This window comes from Geminocystis sp. M7585_C2015_104 (assembly GCA_015295805.1).
Lineage (GTDB): Bacteria > Cyanobacteriota > Cyanobacteriia > Cyanobacteriales > Cyanobacteriaceae > DVEF01.
Genome location: DVEF01000048.1, coordinates 1 through 17,969 on the forward strand (window position 1 = coordinate 1; position 17,969 = coordinate 17,969).

Here is a 17,969-nt window from a genome sequence, read left to right on the forward strand (position 1 = left end):
CCCCGCAAATCAAATCTACCCTGGTCTATCATGTCATTATGGACTATCCCGGGGAAAAGCAGTATAACCGTCTCAAACAACAATTTCCCCAAATACTTCCGGTTATGCTCGGCAACGAGATGAAAATCCAATTTGGGGCTTTTTATACGGAAATAGAGGCTAGACAGTGGTCACAGTTTCTAAACAGTCAGGGTCTGGGCAATTATATACTAGTTTCTTACCGTTCCAACCTCCAGTATTGACATTTAAAAAAGAGCTGATATACTTTGTTCATCATACCAGAACTAATTAATGAAGTCACAGGCGTAGTATTGTACCCATTTTCCCGTAATAGCCTACTTCTTTCTGTTAATTAATGAATCCTGTGCAGACTCCTGACCACAATTTCCTCCTGCCATCGGATGGTCATAATCAGCACGAGTCTGGTGGTGGTGGCCACTTTGGAGAGGAAAAATATGCCCCCGTTACGGCATTGAAGGAATTGGTGGCCTGTCTCCAAAGGGAACAAAACAAAATACAGGACTTGCTAAGTTCCCTTAGCTTCGCCTTACGTAGTTTCAACAACCTAAACCAATTCCTGGAATTGACCCCCCTCATGCTGGCTAGGGTGACAGATGCCGATGGCTCTATACTATTGTTGTATCACAAACATTCACACAACCAAGAAGTTCGTCTGGAGCAGGTCTACTGTCACAATAGCACATGGCAGAAGGAAATTAGGCGCCATTTTCAGCGGGCCGTTGAGCACATTAACAACTACATCCACCAAAGTCACACTAGTCCCCACCAATACCCGCCACCAGAGTCTTTCCCCAGTTTTGTAGAAGAACAAATACAACGTCAACTGTCCGGCCTGTTCCCAGTTTACAGTGTCCCTATTATCATCAAGAATGTTGAAAGGGGGAGTTTTTACGTCTTCAGTCAAGACGGGGAATACTGTTGGACACAAACCCGTCGCAAATTGGCTCAACTGGTGGCAGATCAAACCGCAGTGGCCATTGCCAATCATGAACTTACAGAAGAATTACGCTCCAAGGAAAGACAAGACAGAGAATTGGAAATAGCCTCAGAAATCCAACGCCGTCTTTTGCCCAGAAAGTGTCCCAAAATCAAGGGCCTGGAAGTGGCTGCCCGCTGTCAAACTGCCAACAGAGTGGGGGGAGACTATTACGATTTTATCCCCGCCAATTACGACCAGTGGGACGAAACCACCAGTAGCAGTAAGAAGGCCCCCTGTGAACCCTGGAGCATCGTAATTGGTGATGTAATGGGGAAGGGGGTGCCAGCAGGACTCATTATGACCATGACTAGGGGCATGTTGAGGGCAGAAGTTTTAAACCGTCATTCCCCCTCCCGGGTTTTAGAACATTTAAATCGCGTCATGTATGCCGACTTAGAAAATTCCCATCGCTTCGTAACTCTCTTCTACTCCGAATACGATCCACGTACCCACATCTTACGTTACGCCAACGCCGCCCATAACCCCCCCCTCCTGTGGCGAGAGGGAAAAGACGAGATTATCCTCCTAGATACCGAGGGCATGTTGATCGGTCTGGAGCCCAATTCCCACTACCAAGAGGACTGCCTACAACTACAAGCCAATGACACCATCCTCTACTACACCGATGGGATTACAGATGCCGTCAACTCCAAAAATCAACGCTTCGACGAGGACAAACTGATAGAAACCTTCCGTTACGCCTGTGGGCATTTTACCACTGCCGAGGAAATCCTCCAATACCTGTTTGACACCGTTGAACAGTTTATTGGCGTGGGCAACAAAAACAATGATGATATAACCCTCGTGGTAGTACGTTTCAACCCCGATATTTCCCCCAACTGCTACTGCTCCTAATTTATAATCGTTAACAGAACTTAATAAAACTTTAAAAATAAGCCGTTATGAAGACAGTAAGTCCCATCCACCATGTGAAGTCAATCCCAGGACAGTATTGGCAGTGGCGAGGACAAAATGTGTACTATGTGAGGGGGGGAGAAGAAAATAGAAGCAAACCACACCCCCCCCTACTGCTAGTACATGGTTTTGGCGCCTCCACTGACCACTGGCGGAAAAATATCCACCAACTGAAAGAGGACTTTGAAGTCTGGGCCATTGATCTGTTGGGATTCGGACGCTCTGCTAAACCTGCCTGGGATTACAATGGTCAACTGTGGCAGGAACAACTCAGTGATTTTATTACCCAGCTAATCCAACGACCCACAGTCGTGGCGGGAAACTCCCTGGGAGGATATGCCTGCTTGTGTGTTGGTGCCAACCACCCCGACAAGGTAGCCGGTGTAATACTTCTGAATAGTGCTGGTCCTTTCACCGACACCACCCCCCAAAAACCCGGCCTCCGACAAAAAATCACCAGCTGGATTTTCGCTAACCCCTTGGTAACTTATTTGTTATTCCAAAGACTACGAAATAAGAACAACATCCGCAAAACACTAGAAAAAATCTATTTTGACACCAGCGCCATCACCGACCAGCTTGTAGAGGACATTTACCGCCCCTCCTGTGACAAGGGGGCATTTCACGTATTCGCTTCCGTTTTCAAAAACCCCCAAGGGGAAAAGGTGGATCAGTTGCTAAAAAAACTCAAAAGCCCTCTACTAGTTATATGGGGAGATGAAGACCCCTGGATGAAAGTCCAACAAAGGGCCTCTCTTTTCCGTAAATACTACCCTCAACTCACAGAATATCACCTTCAGGCCGGCCACTGTCCCCATGATGAGGCTCCCGAAAAGGTAAACTCCCTTATCAAAACCTGGATAACCCAAACCCTAACCCCTGTCACCCCACCCCCCATTTAACCTCCCCCCACAAAAGGCAAACGGGGGACACCCGCCCCCCGGGAGTCAACAGTTGACAGTTGACAGTTGACGCCCCCATTATAACAAATAAAATGGCCAAGGTGATGGTAATAAGGAGAACCCTCCAGGAATCAGCGCAGAATTAGCGCATCTTTCCCCCCAGTCCCGCGGGATTATTCGTCTCAAAGGCTAATCCAAGCGGCTTTTCTTTTTTCTGGCCATGTGGAAAATGGTGCAGTCTTTGATTTATCCTAGGGTGATGATTGATGGATTTGTAGTAATGCCTAACCATATTCACGGTATTATTGTCCCGCATAATGGGGGACGTCGTGGCGTCAAAACAAAGGCAACGCAACCACTACTCATCCCTCTATACATCCCCCACAACCGGCACAGTCACCGAAGGATTAGGTTGACTGAAAACTCACTCCTCCCCAGTCACCCTCTCCTGGCGAGAAACGTATAATTCCAGACTGAAATCCCTGCCAAGGCTTTGACGTAAGAAGTCCTCCACCAGTCTCACCTGGGCAGGTGTAATCTTATTGTCAGTCTCCATGTTTACCAATACCAACGGGGGTGTCCTCGTCCAAACTACCCTGATTTTCACATTCTGTACCTCTTGTCCTATGGTTACAGTCTCATATAGCAGTTTTCTCCTGATGGCCACCTCAATTTGTTGCTGTTGCAATAATCGGAAAAAGCTGGCCCCCAAGGGGATAACCAAAAGAAGGGTTAGAAACGTAGTCCAACCTAACGCAGGGTTCGCCCTGGTATAACCAGAACACACAAAAACCACCATGCAGGCTAGGACAATGCCCAGTAGATTGGTAAGATACAATAGAAAGGCACCCCAGGCAAAAGAATAATTTCGGGCAGACAGGGAAATCCCTACCACACACAGCGGCGGCATCAACGCCACGGCAATAGCCACACCAGCCATAGTATCTGTTATTCTCTTCCTGATTTTGGCAAAGCCTCCTACCGCCCCCGCACTCAGGGCAATTCCCAAATCCAGAAGGTTTGGCTGGGTGCGGGCAATTATTTCTGAGCCAGGAGAGGGAAGGGAGGCCGCAAAAGCCACAAAGCTGGAAATAAACAAAGATAACACAGTTGCCCCAATCAGAGACACAAGGGCAGTGCGAAACAGTCTTACATCCCCCTCACAAGCGGCAAAGGCCAATCCCCTTAGAGGCAACATTAAGGGCGCCACCACCATTGCCCCTATAATCACTGCCGTACTATTACTGAGGAGACCGAAAGTGGCAATCAGACAGGCGCCGACGGTGCAAATGACAAAATCCCTACTCCAACGAGAATCCTCAAATAAGTCAAAGGCAAGCCGCTCCACTTCCTCTGGTGAGGGAGAGGGGATGATACTGTTTATAAATTTAAAAATCTTTCTAGCCTTTTTCTTTCTCATACCTAACTGTTGTCCTTATTATCGGCTGAGGGGCGGCAAAAACAATCCCCTTATGAAAGACTTAAAATTCCCCCACACGGATTGCCACACCCATTATCACAAACAGTATTGCCAGTATGGTCACATCATCCATATGATTAGGTCAGAGGAACAAGATTCTCTTTGCCTAGCAAGGCGATAATAAAAGAAAGCTACTTTATTCCAAAACCCGTTGTTATATGTATTGCCAGGAATATTAACCCCAGTTTCTTAAATTTGCCTTCAGAATCTTCAATTAAGTCGGTATTTCCCATTTTTACGGCTTCTGGTGACACCGTTTAGGCCAATATGACATGTCCCCCCAATACTGGCTCCCAGAACCTTCTATTGTTTATATTTGGGATGGCAAAACCGAGATGGCAGCCACTGCCAAAAACAGAAGGGCACTAGTGGTTTCTAGGAGGGCAACGTTTTTTATGTCTGTCTGCTGATACCAGTTCAGAAAAAATATTACTACCAAAAGTTTAAGAAATAATACAGAAAAGGCAAGACAGGTAAAAGGTGACAATACTCCCAAATACCAGAGAAAAAAACAATAATAGTGGCCAGAAGGTGATAGACAACGGCTGGCAGAATGGAAGTGGTCCTGGGTTTGCGCAATTTAACGGTGAAGATAGCACTAGCAAAAAACAGGGTATTCAACAGTCACAAACCCCAAACCTGATAGTCCCAATGGCCACTAGTTGCCCCGTAGGCAAAGGGGGTGGACAGACATACGGCGGCAAAGGTAAGAAACTCGTTAAAGATAGACTTTTGTTGCCGAAAATACACTGCCACGGAGTCTATCAAAAAAGCCACAATAGCCAAACCGTGGCCATACTTCCCCCACCAGGGCCATCAGACTGTACACCATCCCCCAGAATAGCAAACGAGCCTTCAGACTACTTCGTTGTTTTATCTGCAAAACCAGGGGGTGTCCAGCCTGAAACGCAAAAAAAAAAAAGCTACCATCAGGGCAATGGTAGTATCCCAATTCCATCTTTGGGCAGCTGCAGCACCCACTAGAAAAGACACCAATAACACCACCTATACCCCATGCTGCGGTGAAAACAGTCCATTACAATCCCTGTGTAACTAGGGTGTGGGAGGGTAAACTGCCACTAAAGAAGGTTTTGGTGGGGAATTGGGTTTGTTTTCCGGCCAGTTAGACCCCTTAGGTATAAACCGCAGTTGGGTGAATTTTTGGCCATCAGTGGTGGGTATAGCAAACTCCCTGATTTCTGCTGCCATATCCTGACGAATCCCATTTTTTTCCCCAGGATGTTGAATGGCCAGGAAAAGGGTTTCCTGCCAGAAACATAAGCCACATATTTCCGTCTCCATCGGGCCAATTCCAAAGGGATAGGCCAGTCCCGCATTTTTTCCTGCCAACGGTATATACCAAATACTGTTGTTACCCATTGCCCCTGTTATATAGGCACTATCTGGTTTATTCAACAAGCCTGTGGGCATATCTGTTACCATCCATAGATTGCCCTGTGGGTCAAATGCTATATTGTCAGGATTAGCAAAACCCATACCACCCATAGCTGGAAAACCACCCGCACCAATAATCTCCCAGGTGAAAGTCAAGGCCCCTGGTTGATTGTCTTTTTCTTTAATCTTCATCAAACAACCATATTCATACACCTGCCCCCTCTCATCGCTGAAAATAGTCTTATCTGGACTACCGTCTTCAGAGGCACTACCGGCAGTAAAGGCAATAATCAGAGACTTGTCAATGGGACTTAATTCTAAATCCTCTGGACGGGCAGTGCAGGTGCCCCCCACCACATTGGCGGCAAAATGGGCATCTATTAAAATCGCCCCCTGTATTTCCTCCTCTGTCTCACCCACGTACAAATCCCCCAGTCGTCGATACTGTCTTTGAAATTTATCCAACTCTTCCTGACGGGTGACGTTGATAATCCCCCCCTCTTGTCTGTCCGGATTGGGTATAGGCAATAATCTCCCTACTAGATTCTCAATGGGAGTCGGATTTATGGGCGTGTCGGCTTTCAGGGGAATCCACTCACCGCTGCCGTCTGGACTCATCTTGGCTACATACAACATCCCTCTTTCTAACAGTCTAGAGTTGGCCTTGTCTTTAGGATTTACTACCTTCCCCTCCGACACAAACTTATACAAATGTCCCCCCGTGCGATCGCACCCTGAATAGACTGCCAGGGGTTGATTCTCCTCTGCCCAAATGGCCACTGCCTCGTGTCGATAACGGCCTAGCCATGTGTGTTTTGTTCCGTAATCGTTAGGATTACTGGGGTCTATTTCTACCATCCACCCATATTTATTGCCAGCCAAACCAAAGGGGTTACCTTGTCCATTAATTCCCTTTACTGGCCCTTTAGAGGGAGGAAAAGAAGTCCCATCCGCCATTACCTCTTCTGGCACCTGGGATTGGAAGTTTTCTTCAGCACTAAAAACCGTGCCCCAGGGAGAAGTGCCCCCCGCACAGTTGGCAAAAGTGCCGATAATTTTCTCCCCCAGGCCGTCGATGTAGCCCAATCCCTCTCTTTTCTTAAACACCGCCACTGCCGGGCCTGTAGCCTTCAGGTAGCGTCCATCTTTCCAACCTGATAACCCCGTCACACGTCTATCCTGCTTGCTGTAGGTCCTTTTCCATCTCCCATTCTCTCGTCTTACTGAGATAACTCCTATACCCTGGTCTATCAGTAATTCTTCAAAAAACCGTTGAAATTTTTCCTTGGCCGGGTCATCATCTGCCATAGCAAAAACATCTATTTCTCCCTGTTTTAGGGATGCTAAAACCTCCATATCCAAGGGTTTTTTTATTACCTCCTCATAGCTTTGTAACCAGGGAGTGGGACTTATGTACTCAAAATTTACCACCAAATAACCCTCATTTTCTTCTGTGGGGATAAAAGCCACATAGTCATTGTTATAACCAAATCTAGAATCCCCCACCCTATCTCCCCAGGTGGCAATCACCTCATATTTAAACCCCTCTGGCAAAACTAAATCGTCTTTTACCCTATAGCTTCTAAACTGTCTTTTTTGCTTTTCAGGTGGTAAATTATCTACTTCAAGAGGTATGGGATATTTCACAGGTTTAAATTGAGAAAAACTAGATTTTTCCACCTTAGCAAGGGAATATTTCCCAGTATTATTTAGGGCCAAATCCGCCAATTTGCCCCCCGCTAAGCCTACTCCCAAAAACAGCAAGAAATTCCGTCTAGTGAATCTCATATTTTGGGCTTTTACTTGATGGCCTATTACACTATCCACATTATAGTGAGCCACTCTGGGAACTGGGGAAATAATTGTTTTTGAAAATGAAATGTTTACCTGGGAGACTGATTTTGGTTATGCTAGGTAGATACATGAAGGTAGTCATAGTCAAGAGAGAGTGAGAAAAACTCAGTAATACTATGCCAACTCTAGTGATTGTGGAATCGCCCACCAAAGCCAAAACTATTCGCAATTTTCTGCCGAAAGACTATATGGTAGAGGCTTCTATGGGGCACGTGCGGGATTTACCCTCCTCCTCGGCGGAGATACCGGAGGAATATAAAAAATACCCTTGGAGTCGTTTGGGGGTGAATGTAGAAAACAATTTTGAGCCCCTTTATGTAATCCCCCAAGGCAAAAAGAAAATAGTCCAACAGTTAGAAAAGGCTTTGGCAAAGGCGGATGAGTTAATTCTGGCAACAGACGAGGATAGAGAAGGGGAAAGTATTAGTTGGCACCTGTTGCAGTTATTAAAACCAAAAGTGCCCACTAAGAGAATGGTATTTCATGAAATCACTCAAGAGGCTATCCAGAAAGCTTTAGCCAACTGTCGGGCAGTGGATGAAAATTTGGTACACGCCCAGGAAACAAGACGTATTTTAGATCGTTTGGTGGGTTATACTCTCTCCCCCCTGTTGTGGAAAAAGATTGCCAAGGGATTGTCTGCCGGCAGGGTACAATCAGTTGCTGTAAGACTGTTGGTGCAAAGGGAAAGGGAAAGAAGAGCTTTTGTTGCAGCCCAGTATTGGGATTTAAAAGCTATCCTGTCTTATGAGGGGGTGGAATTTGAAGCTAAACTGGTGGCCCTAGGGGGCCAAAAACTGGCCACTGGTAGTGATTTTGACCCCAAAACCGGCCAGTTGCTGGCAGGAAAACAGGTAATTGTCCTTAATGAACAACAGGCACAAGAACTCTTACAGAAACTACAAGGAAAAATATGGCAGGTTACGGGGGTAGAAGAAAAACAGATAAAACGCTCCCCCTATCCACCCTTCACTACGTCTACCTTACAACAAGAAGCCAACCGAAAACTGGGGTTTAGCGCCCAGGAAACCATGCGTATTGCCCAGAGTCTGTATGAAAACGGATATATTACATACATGCGTACAGACTCAGTACACCTGTCAGAGGAGGCAATAGCCGCCGCGCGAAGTTGCATACAGCAAATGTATGGTCAAGAGTATCTCAGTCCCACCCCCAGACAATACAAAACGAAATCAAAGGGAGCACAAGAAGCTCATGAGGCAATTCGACCAGCCGGCAGTCGGTTCAGATTGCCACAGGAGACGGGTTTAAAAGACAGGGAATTGGCTCTCTATGAGTTAATCTGGAAGAGGACTATTGCCAGTCAGATGGCGGATGCCCTTCTAAGCCATACTACTGTCCAGATAGGGGTAGAGGATGCCAATTTCCGCGCCAGTGGGAAGACAATTCTCTTTCCCGGCTTTTTCCGTGCCTATGTGGAGGGCTCAGATGACCCTACCGCCGCCTTAGAAAACCAAGAGATAATTCTACCCCCTCTTCGGGTGGGTGTTGGGGTGTCCTGTAATAGTTTAGAAGCGGTAAAACACGAAACCCAACCCCCCCCACGTTATACCGAGGCTACCCTAGTAAAAACTTTAGAACAAGAGGGCATAGGCAGACCTAGCACTTATGCCACTATAATCAGCACTATTGTGGAGAGAGGTTATGCTCAGATTCGTCAGAAGCAACTAATTCCCACTTTTGCTGCCTTTGCCGTCACCAGTCTTCTGGAGGAAAACTTTGAGGAGTTAGTGGACGTCAAATTCACCTCTAATATGGAACAGGCACTAGACGACATTGCGGCGGGGCAAAGGGACTGGTTAGCCTATTTAAAAGAATTCTATCTGGGAGAAAATGGTCTAGCCAAGAAAGTTCAATTGAGGGAGAGTCAAATAGACAGTCAGAAAGCCAAAATAATCCAACTGGACAACCTTAATGCCACCGTCAAGATAGGACAATACGGTGTGTACATAGAAGCCAAACAGGGGGATGAGATTATTAAATCCACTCTACCAGAAGACATCACCCCGGCAGACTTAGATGCCGAGCAGGTGGAAAGGCTGTTAAAACTGAAAAAACAGGGAAATGAGCCTTTGGGCAATGACCCGGACACAGGACTGCCTGTATATTTACTCATAGGTAGCTATGGCCCCTATGTCCAATTGGGAGAGGGGAAAAATGCCAAAACTGCTTCCCTGCCAAAGGGCATTAAACCAGAGGAAGTCACCTTGGAGATGGCCCTAAGCTACCTGAGATTGCCTCGGACTTTGGGGAATCATCCTGAAACCGGTAGGCTCATTCAGGCGGGTATAGGACGATTTGGGCCCTATATAGTCCACGATTTGGGGGCGGAAAAGGATTATAGATCTCTAAAAGAGGGAGATGATGTTTTAACCATCAGCCTGGAGAGAGCATTAGAAATTCTCGCTCAACCTAAAGCCAGTCGGAATAATACTGCTGGAAACAAAAATATTTCGGCTCCCTTGAAGGAGTTGGGACTACACCCCCAGTCCCAACAGCCCATTAATATTTACCAGGGTCCTTATGGAGTATATGTGAAGCACGGAAAGGAGAATGTCAAATTGCCAAAAGGGGAAACAGTAGAAACCATGACCTTGGAAAAGGCTCTAGCTTTGCTGGAAAAGGGCGCTACTAATAAAAACAGCAGCAGAAAGAGTACAAAAAAAGGGAAATTCTCAGGGCAGAACCGGAAAAACCAGTACAGGTAATACAAGCCGCTATGGCAGTACCAGTCTTAAAACTAGGGGGGCAATGGCATTGACTATTTGCACGAAGACCGGACTACCCTCATTGCCATCTTTGGCGTCTGCCTCCTCCCGGGCCTTTACCAGTTGCAGAAAACGGGTGGCAAGGAGATACCCCTCCTGATTTTGCTGGGATTGGAACAAGCTCTGGGCTTTTTCCGCATCTTTCAAGGCCCCTTGGATTTGCCCATAACGAGACTTCACCACCGCCCTGGCTAGATAGGCATGGGCTAGGGTTGGCTCTAGGCTGATTGCCTGAGAGTAGAAGTTGGCCGCCCCCACAAAGTTGCCCCTCCTGTCTTCTAACACCCCCCAAAGATAAAACTGCTGGGCTGAGGCCACACTACTGGGGAGTCCCACCACCCCCTGGACATTAGCTTTGCTCAGGTCCACTTTCTCCAGGTATGCCCCCACCAGGTATGCGCCCCGCAAATCTGTGTTATCTAATGTAGCATTAGATAAATTAGCCCCATTCAGATTGGCCCCATGAAGGGAGGCATTGCTAAGGTCAGCACCACTCAGGTCAGCACCGGCCAGGTTAGCCCGAGAAAGGTTGGCACCCCTAAGCGCCGCGCCCCTCAAATCCGCATCCCTTAAGTCCGTCATCACTAAACCGGCACCCCTCAGGTCACACCCGGGACACCGTCTAGTCTGCAACAGTTGGGAGATGTGAGCCAGATTTTCTCCCCAGGCCGCGGTGGCCATCACGGTGGTGAAGACGGGAGCCCCCAAAAATTGTAGTAAGTTTGTCTTCATTTGTAACTAGAAACGCTTTTTATTCTTCATAGTTATTCATTGTAGTCACAGGCTACCCGAAAACCAATGAGTTTGCCCTTGAACTCCGGCAAAGCCAACAGTCGCACCCCGGAACGACAATAATAGGCTGTATCATCCCAAGAACCTCCCCTTATTACCCGGGGCAGTTCCCCCTCCTCTTCCTCATCTTCCAGCCAGGCACTGCCGTCAGTGGGAGCCCCCTCGTAATTTTCATGCCAGTGATCTAAACACCACTCCCAAACATTACCATGCATGTCATATAGTCCGAAATGGTTAGCCGGAAAACTTCCTACCTCTGTGGTTTCTTGTCGCCACTTGCCTGTGCCCCCCACGCCGTAACCATAACTGGCCTTGTAATTGGCCAATTCGGAAGTGATGGTGCCCCCGAAACAGAAGGATTCAGTAGTACCTGCTCTACAAGCGTACTCCCATTCAGCCTCTGTGGGGAGACGAAAATTTCTCCCCGTCATCTGTGATAGACGACTACAGAATTCCATGGCCTCGTACCAGGACACATTTTCCACGGGACGATTGTCTCCCCGAAAAAAAGACGGATTTGTGCCCATCACTGCCATGTATTGACTCTGGGTGACGGGGTATTGGCCTAAAAGGAAAGTTCTAATCTGAACAATATGTTGAGGACCCTCATCTGGACTACGCCCGATTTCCCCTGAAGGCGTGCCCATGAGAAAACTGCCCCCCACAATTCTGACTAAAGGCAGGGACACCCCATTGGACAAGGGCACCTCAATACAATCTGCCACCCTTTTCTCCCGCTGCAGGACAATAGTGGTGGCATTTTCTATCCTGACGGTGACAACCTCAAATTCACGGCTTTTCATACAGGGGGCGACTTTTTCCTCCAATTAACTAATTGTAACTCCAAAGAACAAAAAAAACCTGCAGGTCAATGGTTGTCTATAATGGTTATAGAGGCAAAGCGGGGGATTAACGAGCCAGTCTAATGGTGCCAGAAACCACAGACTCCCCCTAATCCTGTGTTAAAATCAGCAGTAAGAAGTGGCTGGAGTGAGTAAGGATATATGTTTGAACGCTTCACGGAAAAAGCGATAAAGGTCATAATGCTAGCCCAGGAGGAGGCGCGCCGTCTGGGGCATAACTTTGTTGGCACTGAGCAAATTCTCCTGGGTTTGATCGGGGAAGGTACTGGCATCGCCGCTAAGGTGCTTAAGTCTATGGGGGTTAACCTCAAGGATGCTCGCATCGAAGTAGAAAAAATCATTGGGCGGGGTTCCGGTTTTGTGGCCGTGGAAATCCCCTTTACTCCCAGGGCAAAAAGGGTATTGGAATTGTCTTTGGAAGAAGCTCGTCAACTGGGTCATAACTATATCGGTACTGAACACCTCTTGCTCGGTTTGATTCGTGAAGGAGAAGGGGTTGCTGCTAGAGTGTTGGAAAACCTAGGTGTGGACTTGGCCAAGGTGCGCACCCAAGTCATTCGCATGCTAGGTGAAACAGAAAGCACCCCCATTGGGGTTGGTGGCTCCAGTCGTTCCAATAAAACCCCCACTCTGGACGAGTTTGGCTGCAACCTAACTCAATTGGCTCTGGAGGGTAAATTAGATCCCGTCGTTGGGCGTCAGAAGGAAATCGAACGGGTAATCCAAATCCTGGGACGTCGTACTAAGAATAACCCCGTCTTGATAGGCGAGCCCGGCGTGGGTAAAACTGCTATTGCCGAGGGCCTGGCACAGAGAATTGCTAACAAAGACGTTCCCGAACTGCTGGAAGACAAACGGGTTGTTACTCTAGACATTGGCTTGTTGGTGGCCGGCACCAAATACCGTGGCGAATTTGAAGAGCGTCTCAAGAAGATCATGGACGAGATTCGCCAGGCGGGGAATGTAATACTAGTAATAGATGAAGTACATACCCTGATAGGTGCTGGTGCCGCTGAGGGAGCCATCGATGCGGCTAACATTCTCAAGCCAGCCCTGGCCAGAGGGGAATTACAGTGCATCGGGGCCACCACGCTGGATGAGTACCGCAAACACATAGAAAGAGATGCGGCCTTGGCCCGTCGTTTCCAACCGGTAATGGTAGGAGAACCCACCGTAGAGGAAACCATTGAGATTCTCTTCGGTTTGCGGGAGCGTTACGAGCAACACCACAAACTCAAAATCACCGACGAGGCCTTGGTAGCCGCAGCTAAACTGTCCGATCGTTATATCAGTGACCGCTACCTGCCCGACAAGGCTATTGACCTCATTGATGAAGCGGGCTCTAGGGTGCGTCTGCTCAATTCTCAATTGCCCCCAGAAGCTAAAGAGTTAGACCAAGAATTGAGAAGGGTTCTCAAAGAAAAGGACGAGGCGGTAAGGGCTCAAGACTTCGATCGGGCAGGGGCTCTCAGGGATCGAGAAATGGAAATCAAGGCTCAAATTCGCGCTTTGGCAGAACAGAAGAAGAGAAGTGCCTCTGCCAATGACATGCCTGTGGTAACAGAAGAGGACATTGCCCACATCGTCGCCTCCTGGACGGGGGTGCCGGTACAAAAACTCACCGAGTCCGAGGCCGATAAGCTGCTACACATGGAGGAAACCCTCCATAAGCGGATTATTGGTCAGGAGGACGCTGTCAAGGCCGTTGCCCGTGCCATCCGCCGTGCCCGTGTCGGCCTGAAAAATCCCAATCGTCCCATCGCCTCCTTCATCTTCTCCGGACCTACCGGCGTTGGTAAGACCGAGTTGACAAAGGCCCTGGCTGACTACCTGTTCGGCTCCGAGGAGGCCATGATTCGTCTGGATATGTCTGAATACATGGAACGTCATACGGTTTCTAAATTGATTGGCTCTCCTCCGGGCTATGTGGGTTACAATGAGGGGGGACAACTCACCGAGGCTGTGCGTCGTCGTCCATACAGCGTAGTCCTGTTTGACGAGATCGAGAAGGCACACCCTGACGTCTTCAACATCCTCCTCCAAATCCTTGAAGACGGCCGTCTCACTGATTCCAAAGGTCGTACTGTAGATTTCAAGAATACTTTGATAATAATGACCTCCAATATAGGCTCTAAGGTAATCGAAAAAGGAGGTGGCGGTTTAGGGTTTGAGTTGGAGGAGAACAAGACAGAGGCGCAATACAACCGTATCCGTTCCCTGGTACACGAAGAGTTGAAAAACTACTTCCGTCCGGAATTCCTCAACCGGGTAGATGAAATTATCGTATTCCGTCAACTCACTAAAGACGAGGTTAAACAGATTGCCGACTTGCTGTTGAAGGAGGTATTCTCCCGTCTTACCGAACAGAATATCCACCTGCAAGTCACCGACAAGTTCAAGGAACGTATAATCGAAGAGGGTTACAATCCTTCTTATGGGGCTCGTCCTTTGCGTCGAGCTATCATGAGACTATTAGAGGACGTGTTAGCAGAGGAAATCCTCTCCAACCGGATTCAAGAGGGAGATTCTGCCATTGTAGACGTTGACGAGAATGGCCAAGTAGTCATCCGGAAAGAGGAAAAAGACAATCCTATGCTGCTGAAGTCTGCCAACTAGTCTTCTAACTAGTCTTCCCCTTTTTTCCTTCTGGCGGCCATAGACTCCTCCCTCAGGGGGGATTTTTTATTTTCTCCTTCCCCAGTCCTGAGCTAACATTAAAGTATTCCCCAGTGAACTGAAGTGCGATTGTATTCCATGACTGACATAGTTTATCCTACCTCCCCAAAAGGGGAAAATATCTCCTTGAAACGGATTAGATGGTGGTTAGAAAGGCTAGTCATTGCCACTTGGCTTTTATTGGGTGTAGGCGCTGCCACCAGGGTAATGAATGCCGGTTTGGCCTGTCCTGACTGGCCTTTGTGTTACGGCAAGTTACTTCCCACAGTGATGAATTTACAGATTTTTTTGGAGTGGTTTCATCGTCTAGATGCTGCTTTGGTGGGTGTGAGTACCATAGGACTAGTAATAGCCAGTTGGTGGCATCGGCCAATTCTTCCCCCTTGGTTACCCTGGGCAGTTATTTTTGCCCTTTTCCTGGTTGTTTTTCAGGTCATTCTAGGGGGTTTGACGGTGATTGAGTTGTTGAGATTTGATATAGTGCAGGCTCATTTAGCCGTTGCCTTTCTCTTTTTCGGCACCTTGGTAGGCATTAGTTGTATGTTAGCGGAATACCGGGGCAATGGCACTGTGGGGCGTCTTCCTTTAATCAGTGTTATTGCCACCGTTTTGGTATATATCCAGTGTCTGCTGGGGGGATTAGTGGCGTCCAGGTGGGCATTACACCAGTGTTTTTATGGCAGACAACTTTGTGGGGTGATGAATAGTCATATTGTCGGCATTTTCCCCGCCACTATTGCCACTGTTATTTTGGTTGTCTGGGCCAGTAAAACCCCCGCCTTAACCCCTAAACTGCGTCACCTGTCCCTATATATTGTTCTCACCCTAGTGCTTCAGATTTTACTGGGTTTAGCCACTTTTCATTTCCGATTACAGGTACAACCCCTTACTGTTGCTCATCATGTCACCGGTGCTGCCCTTTTTGGTCTTCTCATTGCCTTTACCGTCTTTTCCTACAGGGATAAGTTTTCTGTAATTATTAATTGACCCGGGTTATCCCCATATGACCTTTTTTTGACTCTAAAATAATCAATTTGTCGCTATTTTTGGGTTTAAGGAGCCATAATATTTACAGTTTTTCGTATTTATTTTTCCGGTATTTAGGGGCAAAAATAATGATTAACATAAGCCTTTCGAGTAATTGGCATTTCTGGCGGACAGTTAAGAATTACTACCTATTAACCAAGCCAAGGATAATTCCATTACTTTTAATTACAACTGTAGCGGCAATGTTTATGGCCGGAAAAGGGAAGGTAGACTGGTTTACTATGGTGACGACGTTAACGGGGGGTAGTTTAGCGGCTGCGGCGGCCCAAACCTTCAATTGTGTGTATGATAAAGACATAGATAGTAATATGAAACGCACACGTAGTCGCCCCATTCCCTCCGGAGAAATAGCTTCTGGGCACGCTATTATTTTTGGTGTGACACTTGCCCTCTTGTCTTTTACTATTTTGGCGGTGGGTGTGAACTTGTTGGCGGCTTTATTAGCCATGACGGGTATTGTTTTTTACTTGTTGGTTTACACTCACTGGCTGAAACGCCATACCAGTCAGAATATTGTAATTGGTGGCGCGGCTGGTGCCATTCCCCCATTGGTGGGTTGGGCCGCTGTTAGGGGGGATTTGAGTATTACTGCTTGGGCTTTGTTTTTGCTAGTATTTTTGTGGACTCCTCCTCATTTTTGGAGTTTAGCCTTGCTTATTGCGAGGGATTATGAGGAGGTAGGTGTTCCCATGTTGCCAGTGGTGATGGGAATCGAGTCCACCGTTGGACACATTTGGATTTATACTCTTATTACTGTTGTTTTCAGTTTTGTCTTTGTTTATCCCCTGCATTCTGCCGGTTTAATTTATTCGGGTTTTGCTCTTGTTTTGGGTTGTCTTTTTCTTTTTTTGGCCTGGAATCTTTTACAAAAACCCTATAGCATGCAAGCTGCTAGGTCCATGTTTAAGTATTCTATTGTCTACCTGATGTTATTGTCTTTGGGCATAGTTATCGACAGTATTTTCCCCCTTTAATACCCACCTAGTGTTATTGTCCTTAGCTCCAGTTACCGACAGCCTTTTTCCCTTTAATATTCCCCTTTGTTTAGGGCCCTCCGGTAGTGGTTATATTTGCAATTGCTCCTCGGCTTTTTTTTAATCTTTCTCAAGGTATTTTATTCACTCCAGACGACTGAAACTTCTGGAAAGAAAATTTTGTAGCCTTTTTGTAAAAAGAGTTCGTTTCAGGCCAAATAGGAGCGTTTTTAAAATTTTGATTGTTAATGGGGGTTAATAGCTATTATCTAGGAGGAAATAGGGAGGGTAAATTGGAAAATTTGGAGAGATAATTGGGTTATATAGGGGATAAATTTAAAACTGCCAAGGAAATAAAATTGGGCTTGTATGGTGGTTTTTAAGGTTATAATATTTCAGGGAGGATAGGATTTTTAGCCATGAGTGGAGATAGGATAGCTATAATAATTCCAGACTTGTCGGGATATGGGACTACAAGGGCTTATATAATAGGAGAGGGACTAAAAAGACTGGGTTTTCGGGTAAAGTTGTACGGTTTTTTGTTTGGGAGGGAGATTTATCCAATTCCCCCTTATGGTTTGCCTGTTACTTATTTTTATGGAAAACCTCTTCCCTCCTTGATAAAAACTATGTGGGATTTGACGGGAGAAATAGATGGGGATGTTATCTATGTGATTAAACCACAAATGACTAGTTTTGGGGTAGGCTATTTGAAGGCATGGCGGGAGAGAAAACCTATTATTTTAGATTTGGATGATTGGGAGATGGCAGAATGGGGTGGTGACGAGTGGCGATTTAGTTTTCAGGGGGATTTGCGCAAGCCGGGACACCCTATTTATGTTAAATTCTTGGAGAGAATATTGGACAAGGTGAATGCCATCACTGTTAGTAGTCGCTTTCTACAATATCGTTATGGGGGCACATATTTACCCAGTGTAAGAGATACAGACGTCTTTAATCCTAGCAATTATGACAGTGAAAAATTGAGACAGGAAAATGGCCTATCCAATTATAAATTATTGATGTTCACAGGCACAGCCAAGCCGACTCAGGGAATTGAAGACATCTTAACTGCCTTAGATATTTTAAACAATCCGCAATTAAAATTGGTATTGGTGGGGGGTAATTGTTACCATGAATCCTACTATCAACAGTTGTGGGAAAGATGGGGTAGATGGTTGGTGACAATAAAACCCCAGGCTTTTGACGAAATGGCAAGGGTGATTTCCCTCAGCCATATTATAGTCTTCACTCCCCATGATCTTATCACTAACCAGGCGAA

At 46.8% G+C, this 17,969-nt stretch carries 12 protein-coding genes and 1 pseudogene; 8 read left to right on the forward strand and 5 right to left on the reverse strand.

Features of this window, described 5'->3' with window-relative positions:
* The 3 genes from IGQ44_05625 to IGQ44_05635 form a co-directional block, all read left to right on the forward strand.
* Positions 1–242, forward strand: a 242-nt coding sequence (locus IGQ44_05625; GenBank protein ID HIK37452.1) for a hypothetical protein, incomplete at its 5' end; no start/stop codon positions are given.
* A gap of 113 nt (positions 243–355) precedes the next feature.
* A complete protein-coding gene (locus IGQ44_05630) occupies positions 356–1,855 on the forward strand; it encodes a SpoIIE family protein phosphatase (GenBank protein HIK37453.1) in 1,500 nt (499 codons plus the stop codon).
* A gap of 47 nt (positions 1,856–1,902) precedes the next feature.
* Positions 1,903–2,817 (forward strand): alpha/beta fold hydrolase, encoded by a 915-nt coding sequence (locus IGQ44_05635; protein HIK37454.1) that lies wholly within the window; start codon positions 1,903–1,905, stop codon positions 2,815–2,817.
* Positions 2,818–3,241: 424 nt separating this feature from the next.
* Here IGQ44_05635 and IGQ44_05640 read toward each other — a convergent pair whose 3' ends face one another.
* The 3 genes and pseudogenes from IGQ44_05640 to IGQ44_05650 form a co-directional block, all read right to left on the reverse strand.
* The gene (locus IGQ44_05640; protein ID HIK37455.1) at positions 3,242–4,237 is read right to left on the reverse strand and encodes a DUF389 domain-containing protein; all 996 of its coding nucleotides are present in this window, start codon (positions 4,235–4,237) and stop codon (positions 3,242–3,244) included.
* A gap of 370 nt (positions 4,238–4,607) precedes the next feature.
* Positions 4,608–5,329 (reverse strand): annotated as a pseudogene (locus tag IGQ44_05645) (YwiC-like family protein).
* Positions 5,330–5,350: 21 nt separating this feature from the next.
* Positions 5,351–7,480 carry a DUF839 domain-containing protein gene (locus IGQ44_05650; GenBank protein HIK37456.1) on the reverse strand — a complete coding sequence of 710 codons (2,130 nt, stop codon included), beginning with the start codon at positions 7,478–7,480 and terminating at the stop codon, positions 5,351–5,353.
* A gap of 182 nt (positions 7,481–7,662) precedes the next feature.
* Between IGQ44_05650 and topA the strand changes: the two genes are divergently transcribed.
* Positions 7,663–10,275, forward strand: coding sequence for a type I DNA topoisomerase (topA, locus tag IGQ44_05655; GenBank protein HIK37457.1), 2,613 nt, complete (start codon positions 7,663–7,665; stop codon positions 10,273–10,275).
* A gap of 9 nt (positions 10,276–10,284) precedes the next feature.
* Here the strand turns inward: topA and IGQ44_05660 are convergent, their stop codons facing one another.
* Together IGQ44_05660 and IGQ44_05665 are read right to left on the reverse strand one after the other, a co-directional pair.
* Positions 10,285–11,067: a pentapeptide repeat-containing protein gene (locus IGQ44_05660; protein ID HIK37458.1), complete on the reverse strand. Its 783-nt coding sequence runs from the start codon at positions 11,065–11,067 to the stop codon at positions 10,285–10,287.
* A gap of 32 nt (positions 11,068–11,099) precedes the next feature.
* Positions 11,100–11,930: a formylglycine-generating enzyme family protein gene (locus tag IGQ44_05665; GenBank protein HIK37459.1), complete on the reverse strand. Its 831-nt coding sequence runs from the start codon at positions 11,928–11,930 to the stop codon at positions 11,100–11,102.
* A gap of 201 nt (positions 11,931–12,131) precedes the next feature.
* Here IGQ44_05665 and IGQ44_05670 point away from each other — a divergent pair, with 201 nt between their 5' ends.
* The 4 genes from IGQ44_05670 to IGQ44_05685 form a co-directional block, all read left to right on the forward strand.
* Positions 12,132–14,606, forward strand: coding sequence for an ATP-dependent Clp protease ATP-binding subunit (locus tag IGQ44_05670; GenBank protein ID HIK37460.1), 2,475 nt, complete (start codon positions 12,132–12,134; stop codon positions 14,604–14,606).
* Between the two features lie 138 nt (positions 14,607–14,744).
* Complete coding sequence (locus IGQ44_05675) at positions 14,745–15,653, forward strand: heme A synthase (protein HIK37461.1); 909 nt, start codon at positions 14,745–14,747, stop codon at positions 15,651–15,653.
* Positions 15,654–15,781: 128 nt separating this feature from the next.
* Positions 15,782–16,687, forward strand: a complete 906-nt coding sequence (locus IGQ44_05680; GenBank protein HIK37462.1) for a protoheme IX farnesyltransferase — start codon at positions 15,782–15,784, stop codon at positions 16,685–16,687.
* A gap of 419 nt (positions 16,688–17,106) precedes the next feature.
* Positions 17,107–17,969 (forward strand): group 1 glycosyl transferase (locus IGQ44_05685; GenBank protein ID HIK37463.1); only part of this gene is annotated, 863 nt, incomplete at its 3' end.